This is a genomic window from Cryobacterium sp. BB307 (genome assembly GCF_012274275.1).
GTDB lineage: Bacteria > Actinomycetota > Actinomycetes > Actinomycetales > Microbacteriaceae > Terrimesophilobacter.
Genome location: NZ_JAANZA010000003.1, coordinates 300,745 through 313,135 on the forward strand (window position 1 = coordinate 300,745; position 12,391 = coordinate 313,135).

The 12,391-nt window shown below is 65.9% G+C and carries 16 protein-coding genes; 7 read left to right on the plus strand and 9 right to left on the minus strand.

From position 1 onward, the window contains the following. Position 1: 1 nt before the first annotated feature. Entirely contained in the window at positions 2–1,150 is a 1,149-nt protein-coding gene (locus HGK58_RS12960; RefSeq protein ID WP_168628027.1) for a zinc-dependent alcohol dehydrogenase, read from the minus strand. 172 nt (positions 1,151–1,322) lie between these two features. Here HGK58_RS12960 and HGK58_RS12965 point away from each other — a divergent pair, with 172 nt between their 5' ends. Beyond that, positions 1,323–1,709 (plus strand): RidA family protein, encoded by a 387-nt coding sequence (locus HGK58_RS12965; protein WP_168628028.1) that lies wholly within the window; start codon positions 1,323–1,325, stop codon positions 1,707–1,709. 12 nt (positions 1,710–1,721) lie between these two features. Here HGK58_RS12965 and HGK58_RS12970 read toward each other — a convergent pair whose 3' ends face one another. Next, positions 1,722–2,735, minus strand: a complete 1,014-nt coding sequence (locus HGK58_RS12970; RefSeq protein ID WP_168628029.1) for a PHP domain-containing protein — start codon at positions 2,733–2,735, stop codon at positions 1,722–1,724. 138 nt (positions 2,736–2,873) lie between these two features. Here HGK58_RS12970 and HGK58_RS12975 point away from each other — a divergent pair, with 138 nt between their 5' ends. Continuing rightward, complete coding sequence (locus HGK58_RS12975; RefSeq protein ID WP_349236223.1) at positions 2,874–4,064, plus strand: MFS transporter; 1,191 nt, start codon at positions 2,874–2,876, stop codon at positions 4,062–4,064. A gap of 3 nt (positions 4,065–4,067) precedes the next feature. Here HGK58_RS12975 and HGK58_RS12980 read toward each other — a convergent pair whose 3' ends face one another. After that, positions 4,068–4,583, minus strand: coding sequence for a DUF664 domain-containing protein (locus tag HGK58_RS12980; RefSeq protein WP_168628031.1), 516 nt, complete (start codon positions 4,581–4,583; stop codon positions 4,068–4,070). Between the two features lie 75 nt (positions 4,584–4,658). Further along, positions 4,659–6,449 carry a hypothetical protein gene (locus tag HGK58_RS12985; protein ID WP_168628032.1) on the minus strand — a complete coding sequence of 597 codons (1,791 nt, stop codon included), beginning with the start codon at positions 6,447–6,449 and terminating at the stop codon, positions 4,659–4,661. A gap of 105 nt (positions 6,450–6,554) precedes the next feature. On the opposite strand from HGK58_RS12985, the gene HGK58_RS12990 reads away from it, so the two are divergent. The 4 genes from HGK58_RS12990 to HGK58_RS13005 are packed head-to-tail and all read left to right on the plus strand — an operon-like array spanning position 6,555 to position 8,820. Then, positions 6,555–7,658, plus strand: a complete 1,104-nt coding sequence (locus HGK58_RS12990; RefSeq protein ID WP_168628033.1) for a hypothetical protein — start codon at positions 6,555–6,557, stop codon at positions 7,656–7,658. Continuing rightward, positions 7,649–7,942, plus strand: a complete 294-nt coding sequence (locus HGK58_RS12995) for a DUF1905 domain-containing protein (RefSeq protein WP_168628034.1) — start codon at positions 7,649–7,651, stop codon at positions 7,940–7,942. The genes HGK58_RS12990 and HGK58_RS12995 overlap by 10 nt, the downstream gene beginning before the upstream one ends. Before the next feature lie 9 nt (positions 7,943–7,951). Further along, positions 7,952–8,419, plus strand: a complete 468-nt coding sequence (locus tag HGK58_RS13000) for an isoprenylcysteine carboxylmethyltransferase family protein (protein ID WP_168628035.1) — start codon at positions 7,952–7,954, stop codon at positions 8,417–8,419. After that, the gene (locus HGK58_RS13005; protein WP_168628036.1) at positions 8,416–8,820 is read left to right on the plus strand and encodes a type II toxin-antitoxin system VapC family toxin; all 405 of its coding nucleotides are present in this window, start codon (positions 8,416–8,418) and stop codon (positions 8,818–8,820) included. The genes HGK58_RS13000 and HGK58_RS13005 overlap by 4 nt, the downstream gene beginning before the upstream one ends. Before the next feature lie 6 nt (positions 8,821–8,826). On the opposite strand, the gene HGK58_RS13010 is transcribed toward HGK58_RS13005, so the two are convergent. The 4 genes from HGK58_RS13010 to HGK58_RS13025 are packed head-to-tail and all read right to left on the minus strand — an operon-like array spanning position 8,827 to position 10,663. Continuing rightward, positions 8,827–9,303, minus strand: a complete 477-nt coding sequence (locus HGK58_RS13010) for a nucleoside deaminase (RefSeq protein WP_168628037.1) — start codon at positions 9,301–9,303, stop codon at positions 8,827–8,829. Next, positions 9,304–10,254, minus strand: a complete 951-nt coding sequence (locus HGK58_RS13015; RefSeq protein WP_168628038.1) for a hypothetical protein — start codon at positions 10,252–10,254, stop codon at positions 9,304–9,306. A gap of 48 nt (positions 10,255–10,302) precedes the next feature. Beyond that, positions 10,303–10,485, minus strand: coding sequence for a hypothetical protein (locus HGK58_RS13020; protein WP_168628039.1), 183 nt, complete (start codon positions 10,483–10,485; stop codon positions 10,303–10,305). A 4-nt stretch (positions 10,486–10,489) separates the two neighbouring features. Then, positions 10,490–10,663 (minus strand): hypothetical protein, encoded by a 174-nt coding sequence (locus HGK58_RS13025; protein ID WP_168628040.1) that lies wholly within the window; start codon positions 10,661–10,663, stop codon positions 10,490–10,492. A gap of 170 nt (positions 10,664–10,833) precedes the next feature. On the opposite strand from HGK58_RS13025, the gene HGK58_RS13030 reads away from it, so the two are divergent. Then, positions 10,834–11,793, plus strand: coding sequence for a zinc-binding dehydrogenase (locus HGK58_RS13030; protein ID WP_168628041.1), 960 nt, complete (start codon positions 10,834–10,836; stop codon positions 11,791–11,793). Positions 11,794–11,907: 114 nt separating this feature from the next. Here the strand turns inward: HGK58_RS13030 and HGK58_RS13035 are convergent, their stop codons facing one another. Continuing rightward, complete coding sequence (locus tag HGK58_RS13035; protein ID WP_168628042.1) at positions 11,908–12,300, minus strand: FAD-dependent monooxygenase; 393 nt, start codon at positions 12,298–12,300, stop codon at positions 11,908–11,910. Between the last annotated feature and the right edge of the window lie 91 nt (positions 12,301–12,391).

Consider the following 12,391-nt stretch of genomic DNA (forward strand, 5'->3'; position numbering starts at 1 on the left):
CCTAGGCGGCTTCCGGGACGATGACCGGCTTGATGCAGTCATCGAGTTTCGACGAGAAGATGTGGTAACCCTCCGAGATGTGCTCGAGCGGGATGCGATGGGTGACGAGGTCGCTCGGCTTCAGGTGCCCGTTCTGGACGTGCTCGAGCAGCCGCGGCCACTGACGTTTGACCGGGGTCTGGTTCATCCGGAGCGTCAACCCCTTGTTCATCGCGTCGCCGAACTTCACCGCGCTGAACATGGGTCCGTACGCGCCGACGACCGACACCGTCCCGCCCTTCCGCACGGAGTCGATGGCCCAGTTGAGAGCGACCGGAGAGCCGCCCTGCAGCTTGAGCTTGGCCGACGTGATGTGCTGCAGCAGGTTGCCGTCAGCCTCGGCGCCCACCGCGTCGATCGCGACGTCGGCCCCGAGGTAGTCGGTGATCTTCTTGAGGTGCACGACCACGTCGTCGTGCTCATTGAAGTTGTAGGTCTCGGCGAAGGCGAAGTCGCGCGCCTTCTGCAGCCGGTAGTCGAGGTGGTCGATGACGATCACCCGGCCGGCGCCCATGAACCAGGCGCTGCGAGCCGCGAACAGCCCGACGGGACCGGCTCCGAAGACGACCACGGTGTCGCCCTGTTCGATGTCCCCGAGCTGGGCGCCGAAGTATCCGGTGGGCAGCGCGTCGGTCATCATCAGCGCGTCTTCGTCGCTCAGCCACTCCGGGATGACCATCGGCCCGACATCCGCGAACGGGACCCGGACGAACTGAGACTGCCCGCCGTCATATCCGCCACAGGTGTGCGAGTAGCCGTAGATGCCCCCGACGGCGGTCGCGTTCGGGTTCACGTTGTGGCAGTTGGAGTACAGGCCGCGGGAGCAGAAGTAGCACGAGCCGCAGTAGACATTGAACGGCACCATCACCCGGTCGCCGACCTTGAGATTCTGCACCGAGCCGCCGACCTCCTCGACGACGCCGATGAACTCGTGCCCGAACGTGGAGCCGACCCGCGTATCCGGCATCATGCCGTGGTACAGGTGAAGGTCAGAGCCGCAGATCGCCGCGAGGGCGACCCTCACGATCGCGTCGTTCGGATGCTCGATCGCCGGTACCTCTTTGTCTTCGACTCGCACCTTGTACGGTCCGCGGTACACCATTGCGCGCATGAGAGCCTCCGGGTTGGCCGATCCCGGCCAGCGTCACACGGCGCCCACGCGCACGGTCGGAATCTCGTGAAGCTCCCCCGTACTTCTCAGCCTGCGCTCACGGCCGGTTGCCCACGGGATGACCGAGAATGCGCGGACCTGATGCCCAGCACTCACGCGAAGGGACAACACCATGACCATCACGCACATCAACCCCGCGGCACTGCACTCCAACCCGGCGTTCTCGAACGGCATCCTCGTCAGCGGCGGCGGCAACCTCCTCTTCGTCGGCGGCCAAAATGGAACGGATGCGTCCGGCGCGATCACCGGGGACGTCGCCGAGCAATCGGCTCAAGCGACCCGAAATGTGCTCCAAGTGGTGAGCGAGGCAGGCGGCACGGTCGAGAACATCGTGAAGCTCACCATCTATCTCGTCACCGGGTCGGACCTGCAGGCGGCGTACACTGCGGCGATCGAGGTGTGGGGTTCCCACCCGACCACGTTGAGCATGCTGCAGGTCGCCGGCCTCGGGCGGCCGGAGGCCCTCATCGAACTCGACGCGGTGGCTGTGATCAGCTGACAAACAGACGGGTCAGCGCGCCTGTGCCCACTCCAGCAGGCGCTCGCGCGGCCAGGTGGTGATGATGCGCTCCGGCGGGATGCCCCGCGCCGCCGCGCGCTCCGCACCATAGTCGAGGAAGGCCAGCTGCCCGGGCGCGTGCGCATCGCTGTCGATGCTGAACAGGCATCCGGCTTCCAGCGCCAGGTCGATCAGCTCATCCGGCGGGTCCTGCCGCTCCGGCCGGGAGTTGATCTCGACCGCGACGTTGTTCTCCGCGCACGCCGCGAACACACGCTCGGCGTCGAACTCCGACTGCGGCCGGGTGCCGCGCGAACCCATCACCAGGCGCCCTGTGCAGTGCCCGAGTACGTTGGTGTGCGGATCCCGGATGCCGCCGAGCATGCGTTTCGTCATCGTCGCCTTGTCCGCACGCAGCTTGGAGTGCACGCTCGCCACGACGATGTCGAGCCGGTCGAGCATGTCCGGGGTCTGGTCGAGCTCTCCGCTCTCCAGGATGTCGACCTCTATCCCCTTCAGCAGCGTGAAGCCGTCATCGCCGGCGTTGATACCGTCGACGATGCCGAGCTGTTCAGTCAGTCGCTCCGCGCTCAGCCCGTTCGCGATAGTCAGGTTCGGGGAGTGGTCGGTGAGCGCGATGTACTCCCGGCCGAGCGCCTTCGCCGCGGCGACCATGAGCTCGATCGCGGCGTACCCGTCTGACCACTCGCTGTGCGTGTGCAGGTCCCCCCGAAGCGCTGCACGGAGCTCGCCGCCGCCCTCGGTGAGCGGCCGCGCTCGTTGACGCAGGTCCTCGAGATAATCCGGCACCTGCCCCTCGAGCGCCTGCCCGATCACCTCGAACGTGCGGTCGCCGATGCCCTTCATTCGCTTGAGCCGACCATCGTGCAGGCGGTCAGTGAGCTCGTCAGTGTCGAACTCGCCGATCGCCTTCGCCGCACGCCGAAACGCCTGGATCTTGAACGACGGCGCGAGGTCGCGCTCCAGCCAGAAGGCGATCTCATCGAGCGCGGCAACCGGATCCATGTGTCCATCATGCGACGGATGCCCGACGAGCGTACGAGAAATGCTCCCGTCAACCGGCGAAAGGCCTCCCGTATAGTTGCGAGGTCAGCACTAGAACGACGGTGTTCCTCAGCGGCGAGACAGCGAGAGGGGCACAGCGTGGAGAGCGGCAACCAGAGACTTTGGAGCGGCCGCTTCCTGCTCGCAATCGCAACCAACTTCTTCGTCGCGATGGTCTTCTACCTGCCGATGACGACCATGGCGCTCTATGCGGTCGAGCGTTTCAACGCATCCGACAGCCTCGCCGGCCTTGCCTCGAGCGCGTTCATCATCGGCGCTGTCATCGCTCGAGTCTTCGCAGGGAAGCTGCTCAATCTTGTCGGTCGGCGCCGGATGCTCCTGGCGGCGCTCCTCGTGTACTCGGTGGTGGCGCTCTTCTACGCGCCGACAGGCGATCTCACAGTGCTGATCGTCATTCGCGTCGTCCACGGCATTGCATTCGGCACCGCTGCGACTGTGCTCGCGGCATCCGTGATCAGCCTGATCCCGTTCACGCGCCGCGGAGAAGGCGTGGGCTACTTCGGCTTGTCGGCGACCCTGGGGACAGCGATCGGCCCGTTCGCCGCGGTGGTGCTCGTGAACGCGTTCGGCTACGAGTGGCTGTTCGCATTCACCACCGGATGCGCGGTCGTTGCGCTGCTGCTTGGGCTGTTCCTGCGTCTGCCGGAGCGCATCCCATCCGACGACGAGCGCGCCAACCGCTGGCGAATGCGCTGGAGCGACGTGCTCGACCCGTGGGCGTTGCCTATCTCCTTGGTGATGCTGCTCGGCGGAATCGCGATCTCGGGTGTTCTGGCGTTCCTGAACTCTTACGCGCACGCGAAGGACTTGGTCGAAGCGGCGAGCCTGTTCTTCCTGGTCTACGCGGGAGGCGTCGTCGTGTCCCGCCTCATTGTCGGGCGGATGCAGGACCGGTACGGCGACAACGTCGTGATCTACCCGACGCTCGCGCTGTTCGCCGCCGGGCTGGTAGTGATCGGGATGGCGCCGGACGGCATCGTGCTGATGCTCGGTGGCGTGCTGCTCGGACTCGGGTTCGGCGGGCTGCTGCCCTCCGGGCAGGTGATCGCAGTCAGTCTTGCCCCTGACCATCGGGTCGGCACCGCAACGGCGACCTATTTCCTGATGCTCGATCTAGGCAGCGGATTCGGCCCGATAGTTCTCGGTCTGCTCATTCCGCAGACCGGATATCACGGCATGTACGGACTGCTTGCCGGCGTCGTGGTCGTGGCGATGGCCCTGTATCACTTCGCGCATGGGCACAAGCGCCGCGGCGAAGCGCTCGCCTGAGCTTCAGCGTCGGCGTTCGATGATGCCGCGCACGAACGCGGCCTGCCCGGCGTGCTGGAGGTCGTCGGCGATCACGCTGACGAGTCGCACGGCGAGGGTGACTGGCGGGTCCCAGGAGGTGTCGACGATCCGGTCGAAGTCGGCGTCGTCGAGCGTGCCGATGTACTCGACGGTGCGCGCGTGGACGGCGTCGTGGTAGCCGAGCAGCTGCTCAGCGGTGACTCCGGCGAGCGCCGCGACGTCGGCCGAGCGGTGCCCGTAGCCGGTTGAGGCGACGTTGAAGGGCAGGCCGAATCGGTCCGCCCAGCCCGCGGACGTCCACAGCTGCTCGGTCCCGGCGACGCCAGCGACGTGGTCGTCTTGAATGCGGGTGAGGTGCCAGACCAGCCACCCGATCGAGTTGGCGTCAGGGTCGAGGCGGTGCGCAAGCTGGTCAGCACCAAGCCCGGACACCGCGTGATGGACGGAGTCGCGGACCCGGCCGAAAGCATCCGTCAACACGTTTGTTGCGATCGACATGGCTCAACTGTGGATCAGCCACCCGCGAGATTGCTGACGCGACTTGATGGGGACGCTCGCTGGGCGTTCGTGGCATCACACGCTTGTGACGCCGTGCCGTTCGAGTGCACGCCGAGCCGCATCCCGTACAGCGCTCGGGCGAGCGCGGGCGATGCTATTCAGCGCAGGGAGGAACTGGGGCAATGGTGTTGGCGAAGTTTCGATGAGGCTTATGGCCATGTGAACCGCTTCGTGCCTCGAAAATCCTCCACCGTGCGCTGCTATGGCCAAGACCCCATCCAGAGCGTCCGGATGCGCCTCGAGCATGGGCCACATGGCTTCGGCGCGGACCACGGCGAAGGGCTTGGATGAAAGGTCTCCGAAGGTAGCGAAAAGGACGGACCTTGCAACTTCGTCGGTTGTCAGCCCCAGGGCTGGCGCGAAGTTGACTATGTCGGCGGCCGTCACACTCTGCAGCGGACACAGCCTCCGGAGTGAATTCCACCGGATACCTTCCCGACTGGTCACGAGGCGGATGGTCTGGGCGACCGTCAGCTCCGTCAAACGACCGATCAGGGTGTCATCCAGGACCATGCTCATCGGTGCCGGGACCGTGCTTCCGCCTTCTAGCGCGCGAAGCAGGCCAGGAAGGTCGGCGAGCAGATCGTCACAATGCGACGCGATGAGTTCTTCACGCGCAACCATTCGCGGGGTCCACCCGTATTGTTCGGGCGCGGTCCTCTTCTTCCGAGCTGTGCCCAGCGCACGAGCGCGACGATTCTCGAGCGCGAGACGAAGAGCGTCTGCCATAGTCGCGGAGACTGGCCCGTCCAGGATCGGTCTTGCTGGCTCTGGTTCTCGGTGTACCGCTGCGAGCGGCGCGAAACTGACAGCAGCCATACGAGCGATGGCGGCGTCGAGAACCCGGATTCGAGCGCTCCCGCGGGTGGCCGCCCGAACGGCCGCAAGCGCTTGGGCGGCAGCAATGCTGTCAGGTAATTGCTCGACGATAGCGATGACCCGAGGCAGGTGGCGGGTGTTGCAGGTGCGGAGCACTTCCCGCACCGTGTCGGAATACGCCTCGAAGGGGGTGGCGTGCAGCACCGCCATGACGCGTTGGCGCAGCCACGACGATTCAGTGTCGACTGTTGTGTGCACCAGGAATGGTGCCGCCACTCGCGCGAACTGCGTGCTTCGCTCTGCCCACTCAACGACATGGTCAGCATGCCATGGCGGCAGGATATCGAGCAGCCCACGCACTAGTTCCTGGTGCTCACGGAGCATTGCGGCCGCGCCCTCTAGGTTGACCGCTTCCCTGCTGTTGAACAGTTGGAAGTTGCCAAAATCGAGAAGCAACATCAGAGTCATGTCGCGGGCGTCATCGCCACTCAGCCCTTCCTCCTCGAGTAACCAATGGAGTTGGGCGACGGACATATGGAGGCGTTCTTTGGGCCCACGGTTCACCTGACCGGCGTCGTCGAGCAGCGCGCGGACGCTCCTCGGCAATTCAGGAACCCGGTCTGCACAAGGATTGTCCGATCGCACCTCCGCAAGGACTCGCGAATAGCGAAGGAGGTAGTGCTGGTCTCGTTGCTCGAGAGTCGCGAGCGCCGCGTGCAGGTTCCGGCGCGCCAGAAACAATTCGATCGTTCCCCAGCCAGCGCGCACAGCCGCTATCGACTGTTCAACGGCGTTATCCGAGGTTCCCCAGCCGTGCTCCGGCAACAGTTTCTGAAGCGCTGCTCGATCGCGCGCGCCAATGACAGGTACCCAATCGATCGGCTCCCGGCCAGACAGGTAACGGAGGACAGCGTGCTCGATCTTGGGTGAGCGAACGCGAAAGATGCCAAAGACATCCGCGAACAGTTGCTGCAGGGTCCTGGTCACTCGTTTCCCCAAGAGCTACGCCATCGTGTCCGTATGAATTTGAACACTGTATCGGCCATGAAGAGTTGTGCTCGACTATTCGGTGTCTGAGCCTATGCTCGTCGCATGCAGCCTCTCGCGTCCATCGCGGACGGACCTCGCGGCCGCCGGTTCCTCATGTCACTGCTCGCGGAGCGAGACGAGCAACTCGCGAGCGAAGTCATGCGGGAGGCAATTGCCGCAGACAGTTCAACCGGCTCGGCTCACGTCGTCTTTTCCAAGGTCGATGAAAGTGATCCAGGAATCGACCGTTCTCCGGTGACGCCGGTGTCACCGGCGCAGCGCATCCGCGACCAGGATGCCGACATTGCAGGGGCCGACTTGCTGGCGGCATTGGCCGAAGCAACCCGGACGGCCATGTATTGGCAAGAGGAGGATGGAGAGGATCAGGTTCTCGCCCGGCCAGATATCGCTGATGCCTTGGCCGGTTTCGCGCGTGCGCTCGAGCCGGCACTGAGCGCGACCTGGCTCGTCGAACCACTCGACGCTCCGGCTCAGTTCTTCGTGCAGTGGCTTGGCAAGCACCCGACATCCGAACTTGAAATGTCGGGGGCAGATGCGAAACTCCGCGCATGGAAGAGCGGAACCGTGGCCGGCGAGAGGCGCGCGGATGCTGAGTGGCCGAAGTCCCCCGGAGCACCGTGGACCGGCGAGTGGTGGTCGACACCCGCCTTGACCGAGCTTCCCATCACCACTCGCGCCCTCCCGCAGACGGGACCCGTGAGACTGCAGCTGATCGAGGACACGCTGGGATGGACGGAGGCGCTGGCAGCGCCGGTTCGGGCAGGCGAGGGCATCCGGGTCTACGAGCTGTCGGCACCGGATGCGTGGATTCGCCTCGTCGAGCGGTATGCGCTGCGCGTCACCAACTCGCGCCGGCACGACTGGTGGCGTGTGACCGGGATCGAGTCGGAGTGGTTCATCCCCGATTGGGAGGCGGTCGCGGCGGACTTCGACGCGGTGCACCTCTCGGCTACCGGATACTTGGCGACTGCCGGGCGAGCGCTGCCGGTTAACGGCGGGCATACTGTGCTTGCAGGCTGGGGCCCGGACGAGGCCTACTGGCTCACCGACGCGCTCGTGGAAGCGGGACAGCCCGTCGAATGGCACGCGAGCCTGGACGGCGCCTTGTGGTGGCCGCGCGAAGCGGAGAAGAAGCCGTGGACCTGAGATTCACCGGCGAGATCTGGTACTGGCGCGGGCCGGCCCCGTTCTACTTCGTGACGGTCCCGGACGATGCCGCTGAGGACATCCACGAGGTCGCGGGCCTGGTCACGTACGGCTGGGGCATGATCCCGGCCATCGTCACTATCGGCGCAACCAGTTGGTACACGGCGCTGTGGCCGAAAGACGGCGGCTACATCGTGCCGCTCAAGGCCGGCGTGCGTCGCGCTGAGGACATCGACGTCGACGACATTGTCGAGGTCGGGCTGTCGATCGACGACCAGGGGTAACCTCACCACATGAGCGCCCGAACGGTGCTGCGCAACGTGCCGATTCCGAAGCCGTACCTGGCCGCGCTCGCTTGCGGCGAACTCTTGCACCGGATGCGACCTCTTCCATTCGGCGGAGCACGTAGCCCGCGGCTCCCCTTCGGCGGTGTGCTCGTGTCGTGCTCGGTGGCTTTGACCGGCTGGGCGCTGCGGGCGACGCGTGACGTTGATTTGGAGCATCCGGACCATCTCGTCACCACCGGACCATACGCGCGAGGCCGCAACCCGATGTACGTGGCATGGGTGCTGCTCGCGACGGGTGTGGCCCTTTTGCGCAACTCGGGATGGCTGCTCGTGAGCGTGCCTGTGGCGGCAGCGTTGGTCCACCGGGACGTCCTGCGCGAGGAACGGGAGCTGGCGGGGCAGGACCCGGAGGCGTTCCGGCGTTACACCGCCGCTGTGCCGCGCTACCTGCCGAGACTGAAGGAGCTCAGATGACGAAATACGTGATCGACGCCGGTGTCGCGATCAAGCTTGCTGCCGACAGGCACGTCGTGCCCGACGAGCACGAGTTGCTTGCGCCGACGCTTCTGCGTTCGCAAGTGTTGTCGATCCTGCACGCGGCTGTCGGCGAGGGAGAGCTGACGTCGGCCGAGGCGAAGGAACGGCTCGACTACGTCACCGGGATGCGCCTGCGGCTGCTCGGCGACCGGGTGTTGCGCGACGTCGCCTGGAAGGTCGCCGACAGGCTCGGCTGGTCCGAGACCTACGACGCCGAGTACGTTGCGCTCACCCAGCTGCAGGCGGATGCCCTGATCACGCTCGAACCCAAGCTGGGCAAGGCGGTCGAAGGCGTCGTGCAGATCGCCCCGATCGAAGTCCTGTACCCGGGGCGCTAGCGACCGTCAGCGCTGGTGATAGCGCCGATGGAGTGCGTGGACCTCGTCGGCCAGATCCTCAACAGGGCCCTCGACAGCCACATCCGGGGCCACCTCGGTTATCGGCATGGACTTCACCGGAGAGGGCGGGACGTCCATCGCTTGCAGCCAGTCGCTCAGCTGGGCCGACGAGCTCGCGTACACGATCCGGCCGAGCCCAACCCAAGCATGCGCGGCGGCGCACATCGGGCAATGCTCGCCCGAGGTGTAGACCGTCGCGGCCGCACGCTGCCCCGGGGTGAGATTCGCCGCCGCCCAGCGGGCAATCGCGAACTCGGGATGCTGGGTCCGGTCCCCAGTCGACTCGTGGTTGTGGTCTTCGAAGAGCACCTCACCGTCGGCGCTCGCCAGGACTGACCCGAAGGGTTTGTCTCCCGTGTCCAGCGCCATCCGGGCGAGCTCTATACAACGGCGCAGGTGTGCGCGATCCGAATCGTCAATCATCTACTCAGCCTCCCGCGACCTCCGCGGCCACGAGGAGATGAGCTGGCGAGAGGCCAGGCCGATGCCGGCAACCACGATCGCGATGACCAATGGTGGAATCGAGTTCTGTGCCGTCATCAACACGCTGATGAACACCTCGCCGCCGTAGTCGAGCATCTGGTCGGGCTGCGATGCGATCGCCCGGCTTCCCACCGCAACCGACACCGACACGAGGGCGACCGGCGCGATCCACAGGATGAGCAGGCTGCCGACAGCGGCAATGACGCCCCCGATGGAGCGGATCCCACACCAAGCGATCGCAACTCCGACAATGATGGCCGGAAGGTAGCGGGCCAGGTCGAGCCACCACATCGATGCCTCGGTCACAAAAGTGCCAGGCGGCACGACGAGCGCGCTCAGCCATGCTTCGACCGAGACAGCCGCCATGGCGAATCCCAGCGTTGCGCCGGGGCGAGCGGCCCTGCCGATCAGAACCATCACGAGTGCGCCGACGCCGATCGACACCACAGCGACCGCGATCAGCCCGGTGAGATAGATGGCCGCCAGGCTATCGCCCGGCAATCCACTCGCTACCACCAACGTGCTTTGAGTGGCCGCCCCGATCTGCACGAGGAACGCCCCCAGTGCGATCCCAAGGAACCCGCGCCGGGAGAGCCGCTCACGAAATGTGCGGCCGAGGAGACCGGCGACAGCAGAGCCGAACACGATCAGTCCCACGATGAGCGTGATCGAATACTGGCTGAACGGCACGAGCGCGATGGGCATCGCCTCTGGGTCGACGGTTGTCTCCCACAGGTTCTGCAACGGCAGGCGCATCCCCGTGATGAGCCAGGGCAGCAAGCCCACGAGAGCTGAGCCCGCTCCGATGGCCAGGCCCCATGCAAAAGTCAGCCACCTCGTGGCCGCAGCTGATGGTGCCGGTGTGTCGACTTGATCGGTGGTGCTGGTCATTTTGTCCCTCCACATTCGCTGTCTGCTCCGGATGTCGACGGCCGCCGATCAATCACCGTCGACCCCCTCACCGAAGTCGCCGGCCTCTGCGGCGGACGGCTCCCAGTCGGTGGTGGTGGATGCGACGGATTCCCCGGGCGAGTCGGCGGCGCGAAGCTGCGCGGCCTGAAGCGCACGCTCGATCGCCGCGATGGTTTCCGGATCCGCGTCCCGCCCGTCGTTCGTCATCACGCCTCTATTCCCGTCCCCGAGGGTCATCCGAGTCGTCGGATTCGTCACGAATCGCCCCGCCTTCCCCCTCCCACCGGTCAAGCTGACGCTTGTCCGCCTTGGATTGGTCGCGCTTCGGCCAGCGGGTTTGGCGCAGCTTCGCTGCAGCCTTCCTGACGCTTTCTCTGAACTTGGCCATGCCCTGACCATACGCCCGGGTCGCGCATCCGGGAAGGGTCGTCGAGCGGGGATTGCCGAGTCCTCCAGCGTGCGGCGGAGACATGCGGCAGGCACAAGGCAGACCGTCAGGCGAACTCCGGACTTGCTTGCTAGACCGGCGAAATCACCCACCCCTAGGAAGGCACTCTCATGAAGGCATGGCAATTCACCGGCACGGATAAGCCGCTCGAGCTGAACGAGGTTCCTGAGCCCAGCGCCGGTCCCGGTCAGGTCGTGATCGAGGTCAAAGCAGCGGGGGTGTGCCACTCGGACGTTTCGACCCTTGACGACCCCGGCTGGATGGCCCTCTTCCCGACCCTCCCGCGCACCATGGGCCACGAGAACGCGGGCATCATCACCGAGGTCGGCGAAGGCATGGATCAGTGGAAGGTCGGCGACCGGGTCGGTCTCGCCCCGGTGATGAGCGACGGCGACGCCCTCGGCTACGGCAAGTGGGACGGCGGCTTCGGCCCCAGGATGGTCGCCACCGCCGACAACCTGGTGAAGCTCCCCGATGAGGTTCCGTTCGACCTCGGCGCGATGGCGACGGATGCCGGACTGACCGCTTATCACGCCATCATGGCGGTCGGCGGCGCGAAAGCGGGCATGAAGGTCGGCGTGATCGGACTCGGCGGTCTCGGTTACATCGGCGCCCGGGTCGCAGCGCTGTCCGGCGCCGAGGTTTACGGTGCCGAAGTCAATCCGGAGACGCGCAAGCTCAAGGACGAGATCGGCCTGAAGGACGTGGCCGACTCGATCGACGCGTTCAAGGACAAGGGTCTCGAACTTATTGTCGACTACGCGGGTTTCGGCACCACCACCGCGGCCGCGGTCGAGACGCTCGCAGAATTCGGCACCTTCGTGCAAGTGGGCATGGGCCGGCTGGAAGCGACCATCAACACGTACCCGCTGATCATAAACCAGCTGACGCTGAAGGGCTCGAAGTCGGGCACCAAGGAAGACCTCGAGAACCTCTACGCATTGATGAGGTCGGGCGAGCTGAACCCGCCGATGAATCTCATCACGCACGCCGACATCCCGGATGCGATCGACAAGTTGCGTGCAGGAGGCGTCGTCGGGCGCTTCATCGCGATGTACGACAACGCCTGACGCTGTCTGCCGGTGCGCCGCAGCCACGGCGCACCGGCCTCGCGCATCCACGCCGTCCGTTGTTGACCGCGCGCCACCTTGAACCGCGGCGCGGTCAACAAACCGCCGCGCGGATTACGCGGGGGGTTCGACGGAGGCCGACGGCGGCTGCCACACCTGCACGCTGAGCGCCTGCTTGCGCAGCACTGCGGAGGGCGTCGCGCGCAACGCCAGATCACGCAGCCCGACCGCGAGCCCGCCCCGCACGTGCGCGAGAGCGCCGACCCTGCGCGAGGCCAGGGCGATCGGCTGCGTCCTCTTCCGCCGAAGCTGGTCGTACGCGTTGAGTGCGCGGTCCATCACCGCCGCATCCGGCACCGCGCTCGCCGCGACTGCACCGAGCAGGACCGCGAGCGTGGCCGCATCCTCCAGCGCTTGCCCGCCGCCCTGACCAAGGTCCGGGGTCATCGCGTGCGCGGCATCCCCCAAGAGCACGGTGCGGCCGCGCCGAAACTGGGAATCGGCCATGAGCACGATACGGACGACGTAGCCAACCGCGCTTCATGGCCGATCCCTGCCATTCGCTCACTTCTAATCAAAGTTACACCGGCCCGGACTC

What these genes read in the sequence shown, in the direction of transcription:
- HGK58_RS12960 (WP_168628027.1), bottom strand. Translation starts at nt 1,150, where the DNA reads ATGCGCGCAATGGTGTACCGCGGACCGTACAAGGTGCGAGTCGAAGAC.
- HGK58_RS12965 (WP_168628028.1), top strand. Translation starts at nt 1,323, where the DNA reads ATGACCATCACGCACATCAACCCCGCGGCACTGCACTCCAACCCGGCG.
- HGK58_RS12970 (WP_168628029.1), bottom strand. Translation starts at nt 2,735, where the DNA reads ATGGATCCGGTTGCCGCGCTCGATGAGATCGCCTTCTGGCTGGAGCGC.
- HGK58_RS12980 (WP_168628031.1), bottom strand. Translation starts at nt 4,583, where the DNA reads ATGTCGATCGCAACAAACGTGTTGACGGATGCTTTCGGCCGGGTCCGC.
- HGK58_RS12990 (WP_168628033.1), top strand. Translation starts at nt 6,555, where the DNA reads ATGCAGCCTCTCGCGTCCATCGCGGACGGACCTCGCGGCCGCCGGTTC.
- HGK58_RS13000 (WP_168628035.1), top strand. Translation starts at nt 7,952, where the DNA reads ATGAGCGCCCGAACGGTGCTGCGCAACGTGCCGATTCCGAAGCCGTAC.
- HGK58_RS13005 (WP_168628036.1), top strand. Translation starts at nt 8,416, where the DNA reads ATGACGAAATACGTGATCGACGCCGGTGTCGCGATCAAGCTTGCTGCC.
- HGK58_RS13010 (WP_168628037.1), bottom strand. Translation starts at nt 9,303, where the DNA reads ATGATTGACGATTCGGATCGCGCACACCTGCGCCGTTGTATAGAGCTC.
- HGK58_RS13015 (WP_168628038.1), bottom strand. Translation starts at nt 10,254, where the DNA reads ATGACCAGCACCACCGATCAAGTCGACACACCGGCACCATCAGCTGCG.
- HGK58_RS13025 (WP_168628040.1), bottom strand. Translation starts at nt 10,663, where the DNA reads ATGGCCAAGTTCAGAGAAAGCGTCAGGAAGGCTGCAGCGAAGCTGCGC.
- HGK58_RS13030 (WP_168628041.1), top strand. Translation starts at nt 10,834, where the DNA reads ATGAAGGCATGGCAATTCACCGGCACGGATAAGCCGCTCGAGCTGAAC.
- HGK58_RS13035 (WP_168628042.1), bottom strand. Translation starts at nt 12,300, where the DNA reads ATGGCCGATTCCCAGTTTCGGCGCGGCCGCACCGTGCTCTTGGGGGAT.